Annotated in this window: 20 protein-coding genes and 1 pseudogene; 10 read left to right on the top strand and 11 right to left on the bottom strand. The window is 62.6% G+C overall.

All coding sequences use genetic code 11. The features are described 5' to 3' along the window. Positions 1-255 precede the first annotated feature (255 nt). The 7 genes and pseudogenes from ACLFKU_RS06035 to ACLFKU_RS06005 all read right to left on the bottom strand — a co-directional run. Positions 256-669 (bottom strand): annotated as a pseudogene (locus ACLFKU_RS06035) (Tn3 family transposase); the annotation flags it as partial. 169 nt (positions 670-838) lie between these two features. Further along, positions 839-2,539: an FAD-binding protein gene (locus tag ACLFKU_RS06030; RefSeq protein WP_410848508.1), complete on the bottom strand. Its 1,701-nt coding sequence runs from the start codon at positions 2,537-2,539 to the stop codon at positions 839-841. 89 nt (positions 2,540-2,628) lie between these two features. Next, complete coding sequence (locus tag ACLFKU_RS06025; protein ID WP_410848495.1) at positions 2,629-3,864, bottom strand: CaiB/BaiF CoA transferase family protein; 1,236 nt, start codon at positions 3,862-3,864, stop codon at positions 2,629-2,631. A 153-nt stretch (positions 3,865-4,017) separates the two neighbouring features. Further along, positions 4,018-4,851, bottom strand: a complete 834-nt coding sequence (locus tag ACLFKU_RS06020) for an enoyl-CoA hydratase-related protein (protein WP_013093451.1) — start codon at positions 4,849-4,851, stop codon at positions 4,018-4,020. A gap of 108 nt (positions 4,852-4,959) precedes the next feature. After that, a complete protein-coding gene (locus tag ACLFKU_RS06015; protein ID WP_410848494.1) occupies positions 4,960-6,231 on the bottom strand; it encodes a TRAP transporter large permease in 1,272 nt (423 codons plus the stop codon). Between the two features lie 11 nt (positions 6,232-6,242). Continuing rightward, positions 6,243-6,776: a TRAP transporter small permease gene (locus tag ACLFKU_RS06010; protein ID WP_410848493.1), complete on the bottom strand. Its 534-nt coding sequence runs from the start codon at positions 6,774-6,776 to the stop codon at positions 6,243-6,245. Between the two features lie 12 nt (positions 6,777-6,788). Further along, positions 6,789-7,889 carry a TRAP transporter substrate-binding protein gene (locus ACLFKU_RS06005; protein WP_410848492.1) on the bottom strand — a complete coding sequence of 367 codons (1,101 nt, stop codon included), beginning with the start codon at positions 7,887-7,889 and terminating at the stop codon, positions 6,789-6,791. Between the two features lie 354 nt (positions 7,890-8,243). On the opposite strand from ACLFKU_RS06005, the gene ACLFKU_RS06000 reads away from it, so the two are divergent. The 7 genes from ACLFKU_RS06000 (at position 8,244) to ACLFKU_RS05970 (ending at position 15,217) form a co-directional block, all read left to right on the top strand. Next, positions 8,244-8,669, top strand: coding sequence for a MaoC family dehydratase (locus tag ACLFKU_RS06000; RefSeq protein ID WP_013093447.1), 426 nt, complete (start codon positions 8,244-8,246; stop codon positions 8,667-8,669). Positions 8,670-8,715: 46 nt separating this feature from the next. Next, positions 8,716-9,861, top strand: coding sequence for an acyl-CoA dehydrogenase family protein (locus tag ACLFKU_RS05995; protein ID WP_410848491.1), 1,146 nt, complete (start codon positions 8,716-8,718; stop codon positions 9,859-9,861). Positions 9,862-9,905: 44 nt separating this feature from the next. Beyond that, positions 9,906-11,099, top strand: coding sequence for a CaiB/BaiF CoA transferase family protein (locus ACLFKU_RS05990; RefSeq protein WP_410848490.1), 1,194 nt, complete (start codon positions 9,906-9,908; stop codon positions 11,097-11,099). Continuing rightward, on the top strand, positions 11,096-11,557 hold the full coding sequence (locus ACLFKU_RS05985; protein WP_368581600.1) for a MaoC family dehydratase: 462 nt from the start codon (positions 11,096-11,098) through the stop codon (positions 11,555-11,557). The genes ACLFKU_RS05990 and ACLFKU_RS05985 overlap by 4 nt, the downstream gene beginning before the upstream one ends. 183 nt (positions 11,558-11,740) lie before the next feature. Further along, positions 11,741-12,634: a helix-turn-helix domain-containing protein gene (locus tag ACLFKU_RS05980; protein ID WP_410848489.1), complete on the top strand. Its 894-nt coding sequence runs from the start codon at positions 11,741-11,743 to the stop codon at positions 12,632-12,634. 95 nt (positions 12,635-12,729) lie between these two features. Next, complete coding sequence (locus ACLFKU_RS05975) at positions 12,730-14,082, top strand: glycosyl hydrolase (protein ID WP_410848488.1); 1,353 nt, start codon at positions 12,730-12,732, stop codon at positions 14,080-14,082. Next, entirely contained in the window at positions 14,045-15,217 is a 1,173-nt protein-coding gene (locus ACLFKU_RS05970; RefSeq protein ID WP_410848487.1) for a fumarylacetoacetate hydrolase family protein, read from the top strand. Before ACLFKU_RS05975 ends, ACLFKU_RS05970 begins: the two co-directional genes overlap by 38 nt. A 131-nt stretch (positions 15,218-15,348) precedes the next feature. Here ACLFKU_RS05970 and ACLFKU_RS05965 read toward each other — a convergent pair whose 3' ends face one another. Together ACLFKU_RS05965 and ACLFKU_RS05960 are read right to left on the bottom strand one after the other, a co-directional pair. Then, positions 15,349-16,734 carry an MFS transporter gene (locus ACLFKU_RS05965; protein ID WP_368581596.1) on the bottom strand — a complete coding sequence of 462 codons (1,386 nt, stop codon included), beginning with the start codon at positions 16,732-16,734 and terminating at the stop codon, positions 15,349-15,351. Positions 16,735-16,823: 89 nt separating this feature from the next. Further along, positions 16,824-17,990, bottom strand: a complete 1,167-nt coding sequence (locus ACLFKU_RS05960) for a M24 family metallopeptidase (protein WP_410848486.1) — start codon at positions 17,988-17,990, stop codon at positions 16,824-16,826. Positions 17,991-18,176: 186 nt separating this feature from the next. On the opposite strand from ACLFKU_RS05960, the gene ACLFKU_RS05955 reads away from it, so the two are divergent. Continuing rightward, the gene (locus tag ACLFKU_RS05955) at positions 18,177-19,172 is read left to right on the top strand and encodes a LysR substrate-binding domain-containing protein (RefSeq protein WP_368581594.1); all 996 of its coding nucleotides are present in this window, start codon (positions 18,177-18,179) and stop codon (positions 19,170-19,172) included. 117 nt (positions 19,173-19,289) lie between these two features. Here ACLFKU_RS05955 and ACLFKU_RS05950 read toward each other — a convergent pair whose 3' ends face one another. Together ACLFKU_RS05950 and ACLFKU_RS05945 are read right to left on the bottom strand one after the other, a co-directional pair. Continuing rightward, positions 19,290-20,729, bottom strand: a complete 1,440-nt coding sequence (locus ACLFKU_RS05950; RefSeq protein WP_410848485.1) for an aldehyde dehydrogenase family protein — start codon at positions 20,727-20,729, stop codon at positions 19,290-19,292. After that, positions 20,726-21,667, bottom strand: a complete 942-nt coding sequence (locus ACLFKU_RS05945; protein ID WP_410848484.1) for a LysR family transcriptional regulator — start codon at positions 21,665-21,667, stop codon at positions 20,726-20,728. The genes ACLFKU_RS05950 and ACLFKU_RS05945 overlap by 4 nt, the downstream gene beginning before the upstream one ends. Before the next feature lie 278 nt (positions 21,668-21,945). Here ACLFKU_RS05945 and ACLFKU_RS05940 point away from each other — a divergent pair, with 278 nt between their 5' ends. Further along, complete coding sequence (locus ACLFKU_RS05940; RefSeq protein WP_368581593.1) at positions 21,946-23,439, top strand: UbiD family decarboxylase; 1,494 nt, start codon at positions 21,946-21,948, stop codon at positions 23,437-23,439. Next, the gene (locus ACLFKU_RS05935) at positions 23,432-24,046 is read left to right on the top strand and encodes a UbiX family flavin prenyltransferase (RefSeq protein WP_013093433.1); all 615 of its coding nucleotides are present in this window, start codon (positions 23,432-23,434) and stop codon (positions 24,044-24,046) included. Before ACLFKU_RS05940 ends, ACLFKU_RS05935 begins: the two co-directional genes overlap by 8 nt. Positions 24,047-24,048 lie beyond the last annotated feature (2 nt).

The following is a 24,048-nucleotide window of genomic DNA, read 5'->3' as shown; positions in this document are numbered from 1 at the left end:
AATGAGCCCAACATGACCGGTTGTAGTACCGCAGTCCTTCACCTTCTCACTTGCACCAGCCAGGCAGCGCAGCAGAAAGCACCAAAAGTCAACGTTGTACTTGCGTCCAACGGGGAAGCCCTTGTAGTACTTTTCGTGATAAATCTGGCGCTTTCATCCGCCCCCGCGCCTGGCCGGCGAGCGCATGATTGTGGGCGGTCAACAAAACCGCACCACGCGCTGCAGTCCTGCGGTCTGTGAGCATGCAGAACGCGTTCACGATCCAGCCATGCGCCGCCATGGCGCCGCATCGAGAAGCATCTCTCGATAGAGATCGATCGGAAAGCTCAGCGTTCCGCGGAAATTCACATGCGCAAAATGCGCTGGACCCATCCGCCGTAACCAGTCGTCGCCCACCCCTTGGCCCTTGCTTTGCCAACGATCAAGGGTTGCCTGGATGCGCTGTGTATTCCACGCAATGACCAGCCTGGTCAGCAGCGTCAAGGAGCCAGAAATCGCGATCATTTCGTCGCGGCGCCGCCCGCGCTCCTGCGCGATCTTGCCGGTATAGATTGCGCGCTGCAACTGATGGACCGATTCACTGCGATTGAGCAGCGTATGCATTTCACGCCGGAATTGAATGTTGCTGAAGTAGTCGCACAGCAAAAGCGTGCGCAGCAATCTACCGAGAACCAGTTCTGGGTTTCGGATTTCACCGACGTTTCTCGGCGACCGTCGGTTCCGCTAACGGCGCGGATGAACAGGGCGGACACCTCGGCAAGGCGAAGAACGCGCTGGAAACGGGTTTGAGCTTCGCTTGTATGACCGGCCTGATTCGTGTGCCGAGGGAACCTGTGACTTACGACGGCAAATCCGCCAGCCGCCCGAACCACAGACCTTCCGGTACATTCCGCTCGAGAAAGATGTTGCTGGCGAAGTCCGGATTGCGCTCAGGAAAGTCTTCGCGGTAGTGACCGCCGCGACTCTCACGTCGGGCAAGCGATGCGCAGGCCATCAATTCACCGACCTGAATCAAGTTCGCCAACTCGATGCTCCGGATGAGTTCGGCCGGCGTGCGGATCATCGTGTCCTGAAACAACTGGTCGCGCGTCTCTCTGCAGATCCGCCGGAAGGTCTGAAGCCCGGCTTCCTCGCGCACGATCAGCAAATACCGGTTTGCACTCTGCTGAATCCGTGCTCTCAGTTCTTCCACCGTGTGTCCGCCACTTCGGCAGAATTGCGTGGCGACCGTGCGACTGTCGTCGAGGGCTGCCGCGGTCGCGCGGTGCGTTGTCATTCTCGCTCGTTCGGCCGCGGCGAGGCCCGCGCGGCGGCCGAAGACCTGGCAAGTCAAGGCCATATTGCCGCCGAGACGGTCGGCGCCATGCGGACCCGCTGCCACCTCACCCGCAGCGAACAAACCCTTCAGATTGGACTGAGCGTTTTCGTCGATGTACAAACCGCCGTTGATCGCATGTGCGGAACAGGTGATCTGCACGCGGTCGCGATGAAGGTCGGCGCCGTGCTCCTTATACCATTGGCAGGTCAGCGGCCACATCCTTGCGATGCTGCGGCTCTTGTCGGCCAGTATCGCTTCGAGATCGCATCCGACGAAGTCGAGAAACACGCCGCCTTCAACCGTGCCGCGGCCATCGTTGAGTGCCTTCTGAATCGAAATTTCGACGTAGCGCGAGATGTCGCTTGAGCTGAATGGGAAGTGCCGCTCTTTTTGCCGAATGACATCGACCTGAGCGAGTCCCGCCGGCAGATAGTCAGGGACGAACGCCCTGCCATCGCGGTCGGTGAGATTCGGCTGCGCGTCCCACAGGTAGTTGCCGAACAGGTTGACGAAAGGCGTCAGCACACTCACACCGGCCTGCATGAACTCCATGTTGACCAGTCTCGCGCCCGCGCGATAAGCCATTGCATAGCCGTCGCCGGTAATGTCCGATGGATACAGGTTTTGGGCGAACAGCTGACTTGCGCCGCCGGTGGTAAGAATCGTCGACTTGGCATGGATCAGCACAGGGTTGCCATCAGAATCGATCGCATATGCGCCGAGACATTCGCCGTCCTGCGATAGTAGGTCGACGAGCATCAACCGGTCCATGACCTTGATGCCTCGCCGGGACGCTTCGGTCCCCAGCGATTTCACGATGGGCTTGAAGTGCTCATGAATCACATGTGAGCGCGCCCTGGAAGAAAAGCATGCGCGAAAAACCAGGTAATGGTCGTCCTCGCGCTCGAACTTTACGCCGTACCGTTCGAGGTACCGCAGGGAATCCTGCGCTTCGTTCGCGAGAATCGCGCTCAAGCGCGGGTCGGCCATGCCTTGAGCGGCATGCAGGATATCGGCGAGAAAAACATCGGGACTATCGCTGGGATCCCCGGCTCCGTCCGGCACATTGAAGGCGCCTACTTCAGCTACGCTATGAAACGTCGCGCCGCTTTTGCCAAACTGACCTTTGATCACGACCAGCACGTCAGCGCCGCTGGAATCTGCTTCGAGCGCAGCCCGCAGCGCAGCGCCGCCGCTGCCAACGACCAGCACGTCCGTCATGACTTCCCTGTACTTGTCACTCATGCCCGCTTCTCCTGTTTTCATCGACACGTGCGGCACGCTGGCCGCGTGGACGGCGCACCCCTGCTTCACGCAACGCCGTCTTTTGCCGCATCCGCGGCAACGGCCGCGGCGTCCTCGGCAACGCCGATTACGCCGTCCGCCAGCAACGAGTCGATGGTCGGCCGGCTCATTCCCAACCCTGACAGGATGTCGATCGTGTGCGCGCCCAATCGTGGCGGCGGCGTGCGGATAGCCGGCGCGCTGCCGTTGTAGCGCACCGGATGATTGACGAGCGTCACGGGGCTGCCGGTTGCACCTTCGACTGTCTCGAAGCTCTTCAAGTGGCGCACCTGCGGATCGGCGACCACTTGCTGATAATCGTTGACGCGCGTGTGCCAGACATGCTGCCGCTCGAAGAGTGGCAACCAGTGCGCCGTCGTGTGCTGCGCAAGCCGGCGCGCAAGCCGGTCGGAGATTTCGTGCTGCTCGTCGAATGCGCGCTCCGCGGGAATCCGTTCCTTTGCCGGGATCTCGAGGATCTGATAGATGATGTCAAGAGGACTCAGCGACAATGCGATGAAACCGTCCGCAGTTGCGTATATGCCATACGGCGCGGGGAAGTACCAACCTGATACACGCCCAGCCTGTCGCACGTCGTCATGGCCTTCGCCGTTCAGGAAGCATGTGAGAGACTCCTGTTGCAGATCGAGCGCCGCCGCCAGCAAGCTAACGTCGACCCGGCAGCCCTCGCCCGTACGCTCACGGTTGAGCAGTGCCGTCAGGATACCGTTCGCATACAGCGCAGCGCCGTGATGATCGACGACAGACACGCCCACCGCGCGCGGACCGTCCTGCCGGGTTCCGGTGACTGTCGCGATACCCGACACGGCCTGAATGATCAGGTCCTGCCCCGGCCGGCTGGCATAGGGTCCGTCAGGACCGAACCCCGAGCCGGACGCGTAGATGATGTCCGGCTTGACTGCCCTGAGTGCGTCGTAACCCAATCCCAGCTGTTCCATCACACCGGGACGGTAGTTTTCGGCGACGACGTCGACTTGTGGCAGCAAGCTCATGACGATATCGATTGCCCGCGCGTCCTTGAGATTGAGCGCCAGACTGCGCTTATTGCGATTACCCATCAGAAGCAGCATCGTCTGTCCATCGATGGCGCGGTTAGCGCCGCCCCATTTGCGCTGAAATGCGCCGTCGACAGGTTCGACCGATATGACTTCGGCCCCGCAATCGGCGAGGTGCTGCACGCCCAAAGGCCCCATCAGAAAATGATTGAAGCTGAGAATGCGGATACCGTTCAGCCCGTTCATGCAATCTCCGTTAGGTCGTGAGTCCGGCTATCTGCCGAGGCGGCCCAAGGCCCTGCCGAACTCCGCGTTCACCCTGAACATTCGATGCCCGTCAAAACCAAAGGCAAGCGTTGCCCACCGCCGTCGAAAGGCGCATGTGCGACGCACCAGTGATCAGCGACCCTTGAAATGCGGCGGCCGCTTTTCGACGAATGCGCGGTGGCCTTCGGCGCGATCCTCCGTCTTGAACACGTCGAGATTCGCCTGATGCTCCAGCTCCAGGCCTCGTTGAAGATCGGTCTCGAACGAATCGAGCACCGCGCGCTTGGCCAGTCGGACCGCGAGCGGTGCGCGGGCGGCGATCAGCGACGCGATCTCGACAGCGCGCGCGATGCTGCGTGCCGGCGCGACGACCTCGGTCACCAGTCCGTGGCGCTCGGCCTCGGCAGCCGTCAGCGGTTCGCCGGTCAGCACGAGTTTCATCGCCAGTGTCTTGCCGAGCACCCGCGGCAGGCGCTGAGTGGCGCCGTCGCCCGGGAGCGCGCCGATCACGATTTCTCGCTGCGAGAAGGTCGCGTCATCCGCCGCGACGACGATATCGGCCAGCATCACCAGTTCGTGACCACCACCGATGGCAAAGCCGTTGACCGCGGCGATCAGCGGCTTCGGAAACGTCTCGATCGTCTTCCAGCTCGCGAGGCGCACCGGGTCCGCATACGCTGCGACCCCGCGTGCCGCCATGTCGGCGATATCCGCTCCCGCGCTGAAGAAACGCTCGCCGCCGGTGAGCACGACAGCCCTGACGTCGTCGCTAGCTTCGGCCGCCGCGAGCACGCGCGCCAGTTCCTCCAGCAGCGGCACAGACAGCGCATTGCGCTTGTCGTGATGATTCAACGTGATCAACCAGACGAACTCAGCGGGTTGTTCCAGCTTCAGGTACCGCAGGTCCTCGCCTGCGGCCAGCGGGACCGGGGCGGCGCCGCTTCGTTCGATGTGAGCCGTGTTCATGATGAGCCTCTCGGTATTGCGATCGTTTTGCGCGCGAGAACAGTCGCCGCATACGAAGTTCTAAAGATTGGGCCGGGCGCGTGCGGCCGGTGGCCCATTCTCCTCGTGTTATTTGATTGCCAGCAGGTTCGGCAGGAACCGTGGGATATGCGGGAAGACGATGATCAGCAGCAGGTCGACCGTCAGCGCGAAGATGAACGGCAGGATCGCCCGGGTCGCTTTTTCGACGGACACGCCGCCGATCGATGCAGCCGTAAAGAGGCAAAAGCCGATCGGTGGCAGGTTGATGCCGATGGCCGAGTTGATCAGTACGATGACGCCGAACACCACCGGGTCGATATGCATCTGCGCGACGAGCGGCAGGAACACGGGAATCACCACCGCGATACTCGAGATCGTTTCCAGTACCGTATGGGCTGCCAGAAGGAAGAGATTGATCAGGATCAGCAACACGAACGCGCTGGTCGTCACGGCGAGAAAGCTGTTGGCGACGTGCAGCGGGATTTGCGCCTCGATCAGATAGCGGCCGAGCACGAACGCGAGCCCGAGAAGAAACGATACCCGCGTGGTATTGATAGCAGTGCGCGTGAGTATTTCCCTGAAGTGCGACAGCCTGAGCGACTTGAAGACGAAGGCGCTCACCAGCGTCACATAGACCGCCGCGATGACGCCTGCCTCAACCGGGGTGAAGATGCCGCCGAGAATGCCGCCCAGAATGATCACAGGAGTCAGCAGTGCCAGGATCGCCTGTCTGAACGTGGTCCACAGCCGTGCGGCGGAAAACGCTTCGACGGCCGTATAGTTCTGGCGCACGGCAGTGACGTAGTTCACGAGCATGAAGGAAATCACCACCAGCAGCATCGGCACGATCCCCGCGACGAACATCGTGCCGACCGACACGTTTGCGGTGTACGCATACACCAGCATGCTCATCGACACGGGCGACAGCAGTCCGAGCGAGCCCGCCGCCGACTGCAGCGCCACTGCGAACGCGCGTGAATAGCCCTGCTTGACCATCCCCGGAATCATGACCGAGCCGATCGCTGCGGTGTCCGCAGTCGCCGAACCGGAGAGGTCGGCGAAGAACATGCTGGCAACGATCGTCACCTGGCCGATGCCGCCACGCATAAACCCGACAAGCGCCTGCGAAAAGTCGATGATCCGGCGCGAGACGCCACCCGCATCCATGATGGCGCCAGTCAACATGAAGAACGGGATGGCCAGCAGGCCGACGTTATTCAGGTTCGCAAATAGCTGCTGCGGAATCACCAGCAGCGGGGTTCCATTCAGCGTCAATGCAATCGTCGCCGCAATGCCGATGCAAATGGCCACCGGTACACCGAAGCCGAGCAATCCGGCGCCTAGAGCGAGTGCCCACATGTTGATTCACCTCAGATATGTTCGGAGACGCCCTGCAACAGAGAGGGCCTCGTTTGCGCGCCGGGCGCGAGATGGGAAACCGCGATTCGCACCGCGGAATGAAAGACCAGCAGCGCGCCGCAGACGGGAATCGAGAGATACGGGTAGACCATGGAAACTGGCAAAGAGGTCGCGGTTTCCGTGCCCATCAGCTCCAGCATCTCGCCACCGTACATGACGAACACCACGCCGAGCGCGAGGACTACGCAGTCGGTAAGGTCCGCCAGTGTCTGCGCGAAGATGGGCGGACAACGGTCGGCCAGTACCCGCACCTCCGGATGAACCCGCAGCTTGGCTCCTGCCGCCGCACCGAGGCACGTGAGCCACACGAACAGATAAGCCGCGAGTTCGTCGGACCACGACAGCGAGTCCTGCAGGATGAAGCGAAAGACCACGCCGAGGCCAGCGACGCACACCATCGTGAGAAGCAGTCCACCGCATAGGAACAGCGTGATCCTCAGGACCAGGTCGTCGATAAACAGGAGACTACGCGCAAGCTTTTCCATGGCGCTCCCCGTTCATTTCGAAGCGACAGCGGACTGGTCGGCTGCTTCGATTTCCCGATAAAGCGCCTTGCCATCCGGAATGCCACTGAGCAGGCCGTCGCGCGCCTTTTCGGTTGCTGCGGCCCACGGCGCGGTGTTTATCCCGGTCACCTGGGTGCCGTTCTTCTTCATCGTTGTTAGCGCGTCGTCATACTCGCGCTTGTATTCTTTCATGTCATAGTCAGCGGCGACGGCGGCAGCCGCCTGAAACGCCTTCTGCTCGTCAGGCGAAAGACGCGTCCAGGCGCTCTTGCTCATTGCCAGCACCACGGGCAAATAGTTCACGTGGGTCAGGTAGTAATGCTTCGCGACATCCGAGAACTTGTCCTGGATGAACTGCTCCGGTGACGTATCGCCGCCGTCCACCAGACCTTGCGAAAGCGCCAGAAATAACTGGTTATAAGGCAACGGCGTCGGGTTTGCGCCCAGTGCCTTATAGCCCGCGATATAGCCGGGGCTCTGCATCACTCGCACTTTCATATCCTTCATGTCACCGAGCGAGCCGACGGACTTCTTAGCCGTGAACAGATTGCGTTCGCCCACCGACAGCCACGTCAGGCCGATCATGTTGACGGCCGGCATCATGTCGAGGAACTTGCGGCCGACCGGTCCTTGCAGAACCCGGTTGGCGTCGTCGATGCTGCTAAAGAGATAAGGCGTATCGAAGATCTGCCATTGCCTGATCGTGTTTCCGATCGGCGCCTGTGCGGAAATCATGAGCTCCTGCGTGCCGGTGCGCAGCGCTTGCGCCATCTGCACTTCGCCGCCGAGCTGTGACTGCGGAAAGATCTCGATCTTGACCTTGCCGTGGGTTCGCTGCGCGACCTCCTTGGCGAACACCTGGGCAGTCAGCTGATAGTGGTTGTTCGGAGCGAGGGTGTGGCCCAGCTTCATGACGATCGGGTCGTCGGCGCGGGCGACGCCTGCGACAACGACGCCTGCCGCGAGCAGCGTACCTACCATGATGGCGCGTCCTGCGCGACGCGCGCTCAAGAATGCTTTCATTTCGTCTCCTTCCGTACTGGAATTTAGTCTTCGCTCCGCGTCAGGTCGATCCGTCAGCAGGCGCTTCAAGTATTCGTGAGTGCACGCAACGGGCGTTAGGACCGGTCGCCCGATTTCTTGTACTTTTTTACGGCGTCTTCGATAGCAAGCGTTTCCCGGACTGTCCGGCGATTGATCCGGCGCACACGGCGGAAGACCCTTGGCGATACTGGCGAAGGGCAGAGCGGGGGCTATCCGCGGGCGCCTTGCGGATCAGGTGAAGACTGAAATCACCGCGTGCGTGCGGTCAAAAAAGTCCAAGCATTCCCCCAAACCGTCCTAACGGTCAGCAACCCGCACTGATTAGATTTGAGTCATGCCTGCCGGCCCCAATCAACGAGGAACAGGCAGGCTTCTCAACCCGCTCTCACCGTCAGAACCACCATGGCCAAACGCCCGCACATGGATTGTTACGCGCTCGGCGACACTGCCGATTTCGCCAAGACCGTCACCGAATTCGATATCTACGGTTTCGCCGGGATCGTCGGCGATTTCTATGCCGTGCATTTGAACGAGGAATTCGCCAAAACCACGCGTTTCGAAAAGCGCATCGCGCAAGGATGTCTGTCGGTCGGCTTCTTATCGACTGTGATGGGCTATATGGCGCAAAAGGCGCCGAGCCCTGGTGCGGTTTCCTACCGCTACGACATCACGTTCAACGCGCCGGTATTTATCGGCGACACCGTCACTGCCCGGCTCACGCTGCGCGAGAAGGACGACGATCGCAACGTATGCGTGTTCAGAGCAGAGGTCACGCGCCAGGATGGCACGGTGGTCGCATCCGGCGATACCTATCTGAAGGTGCTGTAACCCAGCGCACTGCCTTTAATCTCTCCCGCTTTTCACGGAATCGAACATGCCGCATTGGTTAAACGAACAACACACCGCGATACGAGACGCCGCGCGCCGTTTTGCGGAAAACGAAATCGCTCCTGTCTCGGAAGAGCTCTGGGAAGCCGAAGCCTTTCCTTACGACATCTGGAAGCGTGCCGGCGAGCTCGGCTTCGCCGGCCTGCCCTATCCGGAGAGTTGGGGTGGCGGCGGTGGCGAATGGCTTTCCTATGTGATCGTGCTGGAAGAACTCGCACGGGTGGATTGCGCAATCGCCAATTCGCTGATGGCCAATTCGACGGTCGCGAGCCTGCTCTCCAACTATGGCACCGATGAGCAGAAGGACCGCTATTTGCGCCCTATTCTCGACGGCCGCAAGGTCGGCGCGATCGGATTATCGGAGCCCAACGCGGGCTCCGACGCGGCTAACATCGCGACGCGTGCGACGCTGGAAGGCGACCGATGGATTATCGATGGATCAAAGACCTTCATTAGCAACTCCGGCACGGAAGTGACCGGACCGGTCGTCATCGCCGCGGTAACGGGCACGCGCCCAGACGGCCGCAAGGAAATTTCCAACTTCATCGTGCCCAACGGCACCCCCGGTTTCAGCTACGGACGCAAACTGCGCAAGATCGGCTGGCGCGCATCGAGCACCTACGAGTTGTTCTTCGAGCGCTGCGCGATTCCGGCCGCCAACCTGCTCGGCGAACGCGGTGCGGGCTTGCGACAGACGCTCGCCCAGATCAGCACGGGCCGAATCCTGATCGGCGCGCTCGCGCTGGGCATCCTGCAAGGGTCGCTGGATCGGTCGATCGCGTACATGAAGGAGCGGCGCGCGTTCGGAAAGCCGATCGCCGAGTTCCAGGCGCTGCAGTTCAAGATCGCCGACATGGCGGCCCACGCGCACGCCGCGCGGCTGATGCTCTACGATGCCGCCGCGCTGAAAGATGCGGGCGTTCGCTTCGATCAACAGGCGTCGATGGCCAAGCTCTTCGCCACCGAGCGCGCGATGGAGGCGGCTCATCAGGCGTTGCAGATACACGGCGGCTACGGCGTGATGAGCGAGTACCCGGTGTCGCGCGCATTCGGCGACGCCAAGGTTCTGGAGATCGTCGAGGGGACCTCGGAGATTCAAAGGATGATCATTTCGCGAAACCTGCTTGCCTGAGCGATCAGTCAAACAGATAGGAACACGCGCTCAGGAGACGAGTCATGCTGGAAGGCATCAAGGTAGTAAGTTTTACTCACTTCTTACAGGGCCCCGCTGCCGTGCAGATGTTGGCCGACGTCGGCGCGGACGTGATCAAGATCGAACCGCCGGGCGGCGCGTTCGAGCGAAGCTGGACCGGCTTCGATGCGTATGTCGAAGGTGTGAGCATGTTTTTCCTGCTCGGCAACCGCAATCAGCGCAGCATCTCGCTGGATCTGCGCGACGAGCGCGCGAGAGAGATCGTCTGGCGGCTGATCAAGGAAGCCGATGTCCTGATCGAAAACTACCGCCCAGGCGTCCTGCAGCGCATGGGCTTCGGTTACGACGATGTCCGCGAGATCAATCCGAGGCTCGTGTACTGTTCGTGCACCGGCTACGGGTCATCCGGGCCATATCTGAAGCGGCCAGGGCAGGATCTGCTGCTGCAGGCGATCAGCGGCATGACGATGCTCTCCGGCGACGCCGATTCCCCGCCCACACCAGTCGGCTCCGCGATCGTCGACCAGCACGCGGCGGCGTTGGCAGCCTTCGGCGTCGTCGCGGCGTTGCAGGCGCGTGAACGTACCGGCAAAGGCACGCTGGTCGAAAGCAATCTGCTCAACGCGGCGCTCGATCTTCAGATCGAACCGTTCACCTACTACCTGAACAAGGGGCCGCTCTGGCCGCGCACAAACCCGCCGACCGGCAGCCGGTTCCATCCGGCGCCCTACGGGATTTACCGGACGCTCGACGGCTGGATCGCCGTTTCGCTGACGCCCACTGAAAAGCTGGCGGCGGCCTTGTCTCAGCCCACGCTCGCCGGGTTTTCGCACCCCAAGGACAACGTGCGCCGCCGCGACGAATTGAACCGCATCGTGTACGACGCGCTGACCACGCGCACGACGGCCGACTGGATGACGACCTTCGACGCGCACGACGTCTGGTACGCGCCCGTGAACGATTACGATCAGGTCGAGGCCGACCCGCAAGTGGCGCACAACCGCATCATCATGGAGGTCGACCATCCGCAGGCCGGGCCGGTTCGCTTGCTCGCGCATCCGGTTCGATACGACGGCGCAGCACCGCCGCTCACCCGCCAGCCGCCGCGGCAAGGCGAGCACACACGTGAGGTGCTCGCCGAACTCGGCTACGAGCCGCACGAAATCAATACGCTGGTTGAAGCCGGCGCGGCGCTGACCGAGCGGAGAACCGCATGAACACTCATCCGAATCGTTGCCACGAGATGCTGCGTTTCGACGATATCGAGATTGGCCGCTGCCAGATCCTCGTGCATACCATCGCGGAAAGTGACGTGAACGCTTTCGGCCATCTGTCGGGCGACCTGAATCCGTTGCATATGGATCCCCACTTCGCGGCACGCACGCCATTCGGCCAGCGCGTGGCGCACGGCCTGCTGACCGCGGCATTGGTGTCGACGACGCATACCGGCTTGACCGGTCCCGGCTTCGTCTACGTCGGGCAGGAGTTGCGCTTTCTCGGACCCGTCTTCATCGACGATACGATCAAAATCCATGTGACCGTGGTCGAGAAGAAACCCGCCAAGCGCATCCTCGTGATGGACACGATGGTTCGCAATCAGGACGGCAAGCCGGTGCTGACCGGACTGTCGGCGCTGAAGGAATTGCGTTTCCAATCAGCAGACGTAATGAGCTGACAATCAGCACGCGAGGCCGAACCTGTGCGGGTTTTCGGCAACAGCCGTCACGCCGCTTTGCGAATTACAATTAGACTACTTTCGATGCCGAACGGGCGAAGGAGAAACAGCAGGCTTGACTTGGCTGGGGGGCAACTGGCTAGGCGAGCCTGAGAAGTGCGCTGGATGCAGGAGACAAGTCAGATGCCTAGCAGTTGTGGTTGTGAGTTGCCGGTCTTCAAGATCGCGCACTACGAGTATGGGTCGAGAATCAAGTCGATCGATTTTCATCTCGCGCCTCTCGAAGATATGAAATCGACGTTGCCGTATCCTCATCGGCACGAGTTCTATCACATCGTCTGGGTCGAGTCGGGCAGCGGTCACCACATCATCGACTCGATTCGCTATGAGGTGCGGCCCAATACGCTGTTTTTCATGGCCCCTGGCCAGATCCACGATTTCGCGTTGTCCGAAGACACCATCGGGCACGCGATCAGTTTCTCGTCCGAATTTTTCGCGTTCAAGGTGCAGAACCGCCATTCGCAGACCGAGATTCCCGTCTACGATTTCGAGCGAATTCCGAATACGGTTTATATGAGCGACGCACAGGCTCAGGACCTTCGCCGTGTGCTGGATGGAATCAATGCGGAATATCAGGGTGAAGAGGCTGGCTACGAGGACGTGATCTGGTCGTATCTGCGGGTTCTGCTCATCAAGTCCGCGCGCCTCGGCGGCGACGCCGTCACCGAGGTCAATTCGTCGCGGAGCGTGCTGTTGTCGCGACGCTTCAAGAGCCTGCTGGAAAAACATTTCGCCACGATCCACGACGTCGCTCGCTACGCCTGCCTGCTGAACGTCACGGAACGAGCGCTGAACGATGCGACGCGCCAGGCGCTCGGCAGCACCGCAGCCAAGCTGATTCGTGAACGCGTGATGCTGGAAGCGAAGCGTCTGCTGCTGCATTCCGAGGTCAATGTGGCCGAGATCGCAACACAGCTTGCGTTCGACGACCCGGCCTACTTCAGCCGATGTTTTCGCAAGCATACGGGCCGCTCGCCCATCGACTTCCGCCGCAGCCTGGAAAAACTGAGCATCTGAAGCAGTGGCTCGACACACGCCGGTGCGCGTAGAAAAGTCCAACATAAGCCGCGCTTCGTCCTAACTGCCGGAACCGCCGCGCTCCTAGAATTTGCGTGTCCCCGTCACTCGGGAAACGTGAAAGCAATCAGGAGAGAAAAGGCGTGAATGCTTCGTACCAAGATCAAGGGTTGTCCTCTGAACGGTCCGCGCTCTTCACCGGCGTCCTCGACCGCATGGCAGCCAAAGTTGCTGAGGACGAGCCGACGCTCGGCGTCGAATTCCCTCAGATCACGGCGGCCGATGGAAAGTGGGTGCTGCTCCCGGCGTCGCTGTCCGCAGGCTACAGCGGTTCAGCCTGGAGCCACGGCAACTGGTTTTGTGGCTTCTGGGTCGGACTTCTGCTGACGTCGTATTTGCACACCGGCGAGGACAAATACCTCTCGTGGGCCCGCGAGCGCATGCGCCTCGTCGCGCAGCGCGCGCAGGACCCCAACACGCACGACATTGGCTTCATCTTCGACAGCAGCGCCGTGCCCGGTTATGAAATCACCCGCGACCCGTGGTACGCGCAAATTGCAATGGAAGCCGCGGACAAATTGCGCGCCCGTCTCGTCACCACGCACAGTGGCGCCTATCTCGCCTCCTGGGGCCCGCTCGACGATCCGCGCGGACGCAGCGCTTCAGCTATCGACACGATGGCTAATCTATCGTTGCTTTACTGGGCGGCCAACCATTCCGGGGACGGCAGTTATCGCCTCGCCGCCGAAGCACATTCCGTCATGACCGCGAAGTCGTTTATCCGCCCGGACGGTTCGACTTATCACGCGGTCGAGTACGACGTAACAACCGGTGAGCGTCGGCGCGGCTACACGTTTCAGGGCGCATTCGACGAATCGGCGTGGAGCCGGGGCCAGGCGTGGGCCGTCTATGGCTACGTGAACACGGCGCGTGAAACCGGCAAGCGCATCTGGCTGGATCTTGCAGGGCGCCTGGCGGCGTACTATCTGCGCCGGCTCGATGGACGTTTGGTGCCACCGTGGGATTTCGACGCCACTGGCGCGGACGCGGAAATCAAGGACACTGCCGCAGCAGCGGTGATGGCGTCAGCGCTGATCGAGCTGGGCCGTCTGCATCCCGATCCGGCCAGTTCGGTTCACTGGCGCGAACACGGACTTGCGATGCTCGAAGCTCTGTGTCGTGACGAGTTTGCCTACGAACCTGCGCATCGCGGACTCCTGAGAAATTCCTGCTATTCGAAGCCGCACAATGAAGGCGTCGACGGCGCGACGATGTTCGGCGATTTTTTCTTCGCCGAAGCGCTGAGTCGCGTGATGTTGCCAGGCAAGCTTCGGCCCGGCACGCAACGCGTATCGCTCGCCGGAAGCACCCCTGCCTCGCGGTTCCGAACCCTCGCTAGCCAATCCGTCCATGATATCGAACGATCTTCCGCCTTTCGTACCTGCTGACCTACCCGATGCGTTGCTGGTCGGACGCATTTGGCGAGACGCGCCGATAGACGGGCCGTCGGTCGTCGTTGTCCGTGCCGGTCAGGTCTACGACATCACGGCGTCGGCGCCGACGAGCTCCGATCTGTTCGAGCGCGTGGACCTGTTGGAGTTTGCGCGTCACGTCGAGGGCGAGGCGCTCGGTCCCGTCGAGAACATTGGCCAGGCATTGCTCGCGCCATGCGATCTTCAGGCTATCAAGGCATGTGGCGTGACCTTTGCCGTGAGCCTGCTCGAACGGGTCATCGAAGAACAGGCTGCCGGCGACGCGACGCAAGCCGACACAGTGCGCGCGACGATCGCGCAACTGATCGGCACTGATCTCTCCAGAATTCGCCCCGGCACGTCAGCTGCCGACAGTCTGAAGCGGGAACTGGAACGGAGCGGTGCATGGTCGCAATATATGGAGGTCGGGATTGGGCCTGACGCAGAGGTGTTCACCAAGTCTCAACCGATGTCGGCAGTCGGCTACGGCGCGGACGTCGGGCTTCACCCGGCCTCCCACTGGAACAATCCCGAACCGGAAATCGTGCTGGCGGTAAACAGCCGCGGAACGATCGTCGGTGCAACCCTTGGCAACGACGTCAATCTGCGCGACATCGAGGGCCGCAGTGCGTTGCTGCTCGGCAAGGCGAAAGACAACAACGGCTCATGCGCGATTGGTCCTTTTATCCGCTTGTTCGATGATCGCTTCACGATGGACTCGGTGCGTGCGGCCAGCGTGTCGCTGAGGATAGAAGGCGCGGACGACGGATTCATTCTCGAAGGCGTGAGCCACATGCGCGAGATCAGCCGTGACCCGGAGGAACTCGTCGCTCAGACTGCCGGCCCACATCACCAGTATCCCGACGGCTTGATGCTGTTTCTCGGCACGATGTTCTCCCCGATTAAAGACCGGCATGCTCCGGGCAGTGGCTTCACGCATCACCTCGGAGACAAGGTGACTATTGCAACGCCGGAGCTCGGCGCACTGGTCAACATCGTGCAGTCGTCAACCGAAATCGCGCCTTGGCGATTCGGCGTGCGCGCTCTATACGAAGCCCTTGCAAAACGGCTTGCGCTTGCCCGCGCCATGGGGCCGGTAAGCGATGCGTAAATCAGCGAACGGGCCGACGAGGCTTCCATTCCACCCGCGTTAGCGAGTTCGCCCGCCCCCTCGCCGGGCTGCCGCTCCAGCACCGAAAATGATCAGGTCCCGGACGGCACAGCAACCGGATCGATTTGCACTCACCGCGCCAGAGGATGCGGCGAGTGCGCGGACGCTCGCGCGCCCGGCGCCGCGGCCGCCTCATCTCCCGGCTCGGCGGACAGATCGCGCTTGAAAGTCTCTGCGAGGAAAAACGCGCACGCGAGGCTCAGCAATCCTGTCGCCGCGATATAGATCGAAATGGGCAGCGTCTGGCCATACGTCGCGAACAGATAGGTGGCGATCAATGGCGTCGGTCCCGACGTGATGATGCCGGCGATCTGATACGGCAGCGAAGCACCTGTATAACGCACCCGGGTCCCGAACAGTTCCGCGAACCACGTCGATTGCACGCCGTACACCGACGCCTGGCTCAACGCGATGCCGCAGACGTACGCCACGAAAATCAAAGTCGGATTGCGTGTCTCAAGCAACGGGAAGAACGCGAATCCATAGATTGCCACGAATACCGCGCCGAGCATGAAGACGGTCCGGCGTCCGATAGCGTCCGACAGCTTGCCGAACAGCGGCAGCGTGAACAGCGCAACCACGCAGCCCACAATGATGGCGTTTAGCAGCAGTCCGCGCGACAAGCCGAGCCGCGTCGTTCCGTACACCAGCACGAACACGTTGATCACGTTGAAGGTGATGTCGACCGCGAAGCGCGTGCCGATCGTCAGCACGAGGTCTTTCGGATGCCGGCGCAGCAATTCGATCAGCGGCGCTTTCACGACCTGCCTGCTCGCCTTGATCTGTTCGAATACCGGCGACTCCATGACGCGCAGGCGGATGAACAGGCCGATCGCGATCAGCGCGACGCTCAGCAGGAACGGCAGGCGCCATCCCCAGGAATAGAACGCCTGCGACGGCAGACTCGAGACGGCTTTGAACACGGCGGTCGAGAGCATCAATCCGAGCGGCACGCCCAATTGCGGAAACGCGCCGAAGAAACCGCGTTTTCTGGCCGGTGCCGTTTCGACCACCATCAGCACCGCGCCGCCCCATTCGCCGCCGACGCCGAGCCCTTGCAGGAAGCGCATCGCGACCAGCAGCATCGGCGCCCAGACGCCGATCGAGGCGTAAGTCGGCAGCAGGCCGATCACGAAGGTGCCGACGCCCATGATCGTCAGCGTCGCGACGAGCGTCGCCTTACGTCCGATGCGATCGCCGAAGTGCCCGAAAAACACGGCGCCGAAGGGCCGGGCGAGATAGCCGACCGCAAAACTTCCGAACGCCGCGATGGTGCCGACCATCGGATCGAACGAGGGAAAGAACAGCTTGGCGAAGACCAGCGCCGAAGCGGTGGCATAGAGAAAAAAGTCGTACCACTCGATGGCGGTCCCGACCACCGAGGCGACCAGCACACGGTTGACGGCCGACCGGCTGATAACCGGCGCGTTGCCGGATGAAATGGGCGATGTTTTCACGTCTCCTCCCTTCTCTGGGAATCTATGTTTTGAACTGCTGCGTGTCGGCGGCGCGGGGCCGCCCGCACGTTACGATCAGTTCACTGTGCTCACCAGTGCAGTTCCATCGGGAAATGGTCGAGCGTTTCGACGCCGCCCGAGGTCAACCGCACGATACGTTCCGTGCGCAGGCCGCCGACGTTCGGCACCGTGATCGTCGCCTTCAGCGTAAAGACCATGTTTTCCTGCAGCACGGTCCTGTTGCCCGGCCCGATCCACGGCGCTTCTTCTTCCGGGTCCATGCCGGTGCCGTGACCGGTGCCATGGCCGCGCGCTTCGCTCGAGTATTGCTCGTAGTTCGACTTCACCAGCGCCTGCTGGATCACCGCGTTCAACTCCATGGCCGCCATGCCGGGACGCGCGGCGGCCAGCCCCGCTTCGACCGCGCGCGCCGCTGCCGCGACGATCGCCATCTTCTGTGGATTCGCCGGACCGTAGGTAAAACCGCGTCCGCCGTCGGCCACGTACCCACGATAACGCGCACCGATGTCGGTCATGATGAGGTCGCCCGGTTGCAGGATGCGGTCGGTGGGGCGCGCCAGGTTATACGCCGAGCGCGGACCGGATTGCACCATCGAATCGAACGCGGTCCGGTCCGCGCCTCCCGCGAGCATCGCGCGGTCGGCGATTAAAGCGAGTTCGCGCTCGGTGTAGGGACGGCCGTCGGCGAGCGCGTCGCGAATCGCGGCCATCGCCGAATCGGTCAAGGCCGCGGCTTTGCGCATCAGCGCGACCTCGGGCTCGCTCTTGATCGCCTTGATTTCGGCCAGCACCATCGTCGGTTCGAGCTTCAGTTCGCCGAGACCGGCGTTCAGGCGCTGCAACAGGTCCGCGGGGATATAGGCGGCGCCAGCGAGGCCGACCGTGCCGCTGCGGTGCCGCGCAGAAAAGGCCTGCACCTGTTGCGTGACTTCACGCAGGCTGCGGACCTCGAAGGCGGTCACGCTCGTCGCGTAATCGAAGCATTGATCCGACACGAACAGCACGGGGTCGCCGCCCACCGGCAGCAGCAGGATCGCATTGGCAATGTCCGATACGCCGTCGAGCGGGCGGAACTCGGTGAAGTAGCCGATGTTCGCGCCACGCCAGCAATCGCCGAATGCAAGCAGGCCGACCAGGCCCGCCTTGTCGAGCGCGGTGCGGACCTTGGCGACGCGGCCGAGGAATTCGTCGGAGGTGATGCCTTCCGGCGGGATGTCTGCAGTACGGATGTTCATTAACTCTTCGCCTCCTGTGCGGCTGCATGCGCGAATGCTGGATGCAGCCGGTCTCGATGCCCATGATGGGAAACCGCCCGCCTTGAAATGCAGGGCGACTGCTGCATAGTAGGATTGTTAGATATGCTTTTATAATGAAAAATAACGCAAGATCTATATCAATACGGAATACGTGGAGGCGACATCGTGAGCTCGGCACTTCATCCGGACGACGGCGCGGGGGCCCTCGCGCCGGGCCGCTTCGACCCCACGCGCCTGAAGACGCGCCAATTGGCCCTGATCGTTCAGCTCGACACCCATCGCTCGGTATTGCGCGCGGCGGACGCCGCGCACATGACCCAACCCGGGGCGACCAAGTTGCTGCGGGAACTGGAAGAGACGATGGGTGTGCCATTGTTCGAACGCCATCCGCGCGGTGTCGAGCCCACCTGGTACGGCGAGGTGCTGATCCGCCATGCGCGCAGCGTGCTGGCGGAGCTGCAGCACGCGTACGACGAAGTGTCCGCGCTCAAAGCCGGCCTGACCGGGCAGGCGATGATCGGCACCGAGGTCACGGCGGCCACCAACGTCGTGCCGCAGGCCGTGGCGCTACTCAAGAAGCGCTTTCCGCAGATTCGCGTCAACATCGAGATGGAGTTCAGCGAGGTGCTTGTGCAGCGTTTGCAGGAAGGCAAGCTGGATATGATCGTCGCGCGAGTCCGCAATCCGGACGATCTGGCGGAACTGCACTACGCCCCGCTCGCAGAAGCTCAGCATGCGCTGTTCGCGCGCGTTGGCCATCCGCTCGCCAGGCGTAAGGCTCTCAGTTGGAACGAACTGGCGCCGCAAACGTGGATCCTGCCGCCCAAGGGCAACGTGATGCGCAATCAGTTCACGCAACTTTTTCTCGAACGGCAGCTCGCGTTGCCGACGGATGTGGTGGAGAGCTCATCGCTGCCTGTCATTACGAGTCTGCTGCAGATCAGCGATATGATCGCGCCGCTTGCGCGCGAGCCGGTGCGGCCGTATTGCATTGCCGGCGCGCTCGAACCGTTGCCGTTCGAGCTCGATCTGAAGCTCGGGCCGGCGGGCATCGTCACACGGCGCGGGGACCGGCTCTCACCGGGTGCGCGGGCGATGCTGCAAGCGCTGCGCGAGGCCGCCGGATTCGATACCGGAGCCCCCGACGCCGACAACGACTGACTTACCTCGACGGGACTCAGCGCAGGCCGTCCACCGCGAAGGTGCGCGTGGCGGTCGATTTCCTGCGCCAGCAGTTAAGCGATGGACCGCTCGCCTAACGGCGCCTGTCCCTGCCCCTCACCGCAACGGCGCGATGCCTTCCGCCACGCCGGCCGGCATGCAGATATGCTTCAACTCGGTGAAGTCCGCCAGCGCATCGTAGCCGTGCAGCCGACCCAGTCCGCTTTGGCGATACCCGCCCGTTTCGGCTTCGGCGAAAAGCTTGTTGTGGTCGTTGATCCACACCGTGCCGTTGCGCAGCGCACGCGCGACGCGCAATGCGCGCGCTCCGTCGTGCGTCCATACGCTCGCCGAGAGACCGAAGACCGTGTCGTTGGCTTTCTCGATCGCTTCCATTTCGTTCTCAAAGACCTCCAGCGTGACGAACGGGCCAAAGATCTCGTCCTGACAAAAGAACGCCTTCGGATCGTCATGCTCGACGAGCGTCGGCGACAGAAACGCGTGCCCCGAGCGAGTGCCTCGCAGCAGCACACGCTCGGCCGTGTCACACGCGCGCTCGATCGTCCGTGCCACCGCATCGCGCGTGGTGCCGTCGATGAGCGCGCCGATATCCGTCGCCGGATCGATGCCCGGTCCGACCCGCAGCGACGCAAGCGCCGACGCGAGGTGCTCGCGCATTTGCGCAGCGCGCGACGCATGGACCAGCACCCGGCGCGCCGCCGTGCATTGCTGCCCGGAGATGATCGTCGCGGCGCGCGCGAGACGCGGCGCGATCGCCGCGATATCGGCATCGTCGAAGACGACGCAGCATGACTTGCCGCCAAGTTCGAGCGACAGCTTCTTCATGCTGTCGGCAGCGGCCGCCATGATCTTCTTGCCCGTCGCCGTCGATCCCGTGAAGCTCACCACGTCGACGCCGTGCGAATCGACGAGCCGCTGGCTGGCCGCGTATCCCCGTTCGTTGACGAGGTTCACCGCGCCTTCAGGCAACGCCGTGTGTTCGAAGCAGCGCAGCATCGCGGCCGTGAGCAGCGACGTTTGCGCCGCCGGTTTGACGATCGCCGTGCAGCCGGCCGCGAGAGCGGGCGCGAGCGAGCGCACGAGCAGCACGGCGGGCGCATTCCAAGGCACGATGATCGCCGCAACGCCAGCCGCTTCGCGCAGCATCGTCGATATCGTGCCCGGTTCCGGTTCGAGCACGTGCCCGGCAATATGACGCGCGAGCCCCGCGTAATAGCGCACCTCCGATATCGCGCCGGCAATCTCGCCGCGCGATTGCGCGATCGCCTTGCCGTTTTCGCGCGTGAGCAGCGTCGCGAGCATGTCGCGTTCGGCTTCGAGCGCCGAAGCCCAGCCGAGCAGCACGTCCTGGCGCAAGCGCGCGTCCTGCGCCCATGTCGTGCGATCGAACGCGTGGCGAGCGGCGGCGATGGCGGCATCGGCTTCGCTCGATCCGCCGTCGGCGAACCGCCCGATGGCCTCGCCCGTCGCGGGATCCATGCTGTCGATGTTGGGCGTTCCGGTCCATTCGCCGGCAATCCAGTGTCGTGCGTTCATGAAGATCGTTCCTTGATGGTGTGTGAGGGCTCGTCGCCCGACAGGCTCGACGCGCGGTGCAACTCGTCGCCGATGATCTCGATCAGTGCTTCGGCCGCCGCGCTCAACGGGCGGCGCGGATGATTCACGCAGACGATGTGCCGCACGATGCGAGGCGCCAGAATCGGGTACGCGCGCAACGTGCCGTGCCGCGCGGCGCGCTCGACGACGATGCGCGGCAAAATCGTCGCAAAGCGCGTGTGCTCGACGAGCTTGAGAATCGTCGAAAGCACGTCGATCTCGAAGCGCGGCGCGAGCAGCACGTCCTCGTGTTGCGCGGCGCTGTCGAGCACGCCGCGCAGGCCGTGACGTTTGGTGGGCAGCACGAGTTCCAGTTCGGGCAATTGCGCGAGTTCGATTGCATGCGGCAAGTCGGGGCCATGCGCGGCGCTGGTGGCTAGCACCATCTCTTCGTCGAGCAGCGGGCGCGAGTCGAGCGACAAGCGCGCGCGCGGCTTGTTGATGAGGGCGGCATCGAGCTGCCCGCCCGCCACCCAGTCGATGAAGGTCGCGCTGTAGCCATCGGCGACGGTGACTTCGACATCGGGGTAACGCGCGTGAAAGCGCGACAGCGAATCCGCGAGCACGCTTTCCGTCACCGATGCGATCAGCCCGATGCCGACATGCCCCGTCACCACTTCATCGCGCTGCACGAGTTGCTGCCGTGCGTGAGCAAGGTCACGCACGATCGGTAAAAACAGGCGGTACATCAGCCGTCCCGCGGCGGTCGGCGCCATGCCGTGCGCGCCGCGCTCGAACAGCTGTTGATGCAGTTCGTCCTCGAGCTTGGCGATCTGCATGCTCAGGGCCGGTTGCACGATGTTTAGGCGCTTCGCGGCACGGGTGACCGAGCCGTCCTCGAATAGTGCGATGAAGTACTGGATTTGCTTGAAGTCCATGTTCCCTCACGGCATCAGCGATGCTAATGGGGCGTGGTGACATTATCACCCTGCGCTCATCGACGGTGCAGGGCCCCTTTTGGTCGTGCGCCCTTCAGTACGGGCGTGCGTGAGCGGTCTATTGATACGTAACTGTAAGACCGCTGTCATCCGGGCTAACACCGATATAACGACGAATGATTCGTCGCATCAGTAAACAGTATTAGATGTTATGGCGCGATCTCGCTACGCTTCATCCCATGCGCTTGCTACGGTAGCGCGCACAGATGGAGACGCTGATGAACACACGCGATGCCGCAACGCACGGCAATCCCTCATTCACCTGGGCACGAGATCACGCCGACACCGGCTCGCTGTCGCTGCGCGACTGGCTCGCGCATCTCGCGAAAACCGGCCGGGTCGCGACGATCGACAAGCCCGTCGCGCTCGAGCACGAACTCGCCGCCATTGCAAAGCGCCTCGACGGCGAACAAGCTGCGTTTTTCACGCAGCCGCACGGACATGGGATTCCCGTCGTGAGCGGCTTCATGTCGAAGCGCGCGTGGATCGCCGAAGCGATGGGCGTCGATGAATCGGCGTTGCTCGCGCGTTTTTCCGCTGCGGCCGCGGCGCCGCTCGCATCGAAACTGATTCAACGTGAAGACGCGCCCTGTCAGCAGGTGGTGCATACGAGCGGCATCGATCTCCACGCCCTGCTGCCCATTCCCACGCACAGCGAACACGACAACGGCCCGTACATCACCGCCGGTCTCGTGATCGCGCGCAATCCGCGCACCGGCGTGCAGAACGTCTCGATCAACCGCATTCAGGTGCACGGCCCCGATCGCATGGCGATCCTGCTGCTGCCGCGTCATCTCTACGCGTTCCAGCGCGACGCGGAAGCCGCGGGCGACGCGCTCGACGTCGCCATCGCGATCGGCGTCGATCCCCTGACGATGCTCGCGTCGCAAGCGATCACGCCGATCGATCACGACGAACTCGAAATCGCAGGCGCGCTGCACGGTGCGCCGCTGCCTGTCGCGCGGTGCGTGACGAACGGCGTGCACGTGCCGGCGTTCGCGGAGATCGTCATCGAAGGGCGCATTCTGCCGAACGTGCGCGAGCCGGAAGGTCCGTTCGGCGAATTTCCCAAGTACTACAGCGCGAAGGAAGCACGCGAAGTCATCGAAGTGACGGCCGTCACGCATCGGCGCGATCCGATCTTTCATACGATCGTGCCCGCCGAAATGGAGCATCTGCTGCTCGGCGCGATTCCGCGTGAAGCCACGTTGCTCGCGCATCTTCAGCGCAGTCATCCCGCCGTGAAAGACGTGCATCTGTCGGTGGGCGGCGTGTGCCGCTATCACCTGTGGGTGCAATTCGACAAGAAGCGCGAAGGCGAAGCGAAGAACGTCATTCTGTGCGCGTTCGGCGCGCATTACGACATCAAGCAGGTCGTCGTCGTCGATACCGATGTGAACGTGCACGATCCCGCCGAAATCGAATGGGCCATTGCGACGCGCTTCCAGGCGGACCGCGATCTTGTCGTGATAGCAGGCGCGCAAGGCTCGCCGCTCGATCCGTCGACGACGGTCGGTCAGCCCGACGATGCGCCGTCGCATCTGCAAGGCGTCAGCGCGAAGATGGGTCTCGATGCGACGCGCCCCGTCGTCTACCCCGCGCATGTGTTCACCCGCGTGCGCATACCGGGGCAGGACACGGTCGACCTGCAAGCACTCGTCGCCGCCGACAACAGCGCGTTCGACGCCTATCTGTCACGCGATCATGGCTGAACGAAAGAAACGCATCGTCGTCGGCATTTCGGGCGCAAGCGGCGCGGTGATCGGCGTGCGTTTGCTCGCCGCCTTGCGCCGGCTCGGCACGCACGAAACGCATCTGATCGTGTCGTCGTCGGGCGCGGTGACGGCCGCCCAGGAACTCGGCCTAGCGCGCGGTGACCTCGAAGCCGCTGCCGATGTCGTGCACAACGTGCGTGATATCGGCGCGGCCGTGGCAAGCGGATCGTTTCTGACCGAAGGCATGGTGATCGCGCCATGCTCGATGAAAACGCTCGCGGGCGTCGCGAACGGCTTCGCGGACAACCTGCTGACGCGCGCCGCCGATGTGATGCTCAAGGAGCGCCGCCGCCTCGTGCTGGTCGCACGCGAAACCCCGCTCAATCTCGCGCATCTGCGCAACATGACGCTCGCCACGCAAATGGGCGCGATCGTGATGCCGCCGGTGCCCGCGTTCTACGCGCATCCGCAGACTATCGACGACGTGGTCGACCACACTGTCGGGCGCATTCTCGATCTGTTCGAGATCGAGCACGACGAGATTGCGCGCCGCTGGAGCGGTCTAGCCGATGAATTCGGCGGCCGCGCCGCACGTGAGGAGTAAGG

Source organism: Paraburkholderia sp. EG304 (genome assembly GCF_046543485.1).
Taxonomy (GTDB): domain Bacteria; phylum Pseudomonadota; class Gammaproteobacteria; order Burkholderiales; family Burkholderiaceae; genus Paraburkholderia; species Paraburkholderia youngii.
The sequence above is the reverse complement of the archived record's forward strand: the minus strand, read 5'-3'. Positions and strand labels throughout refer to the sequence as shown.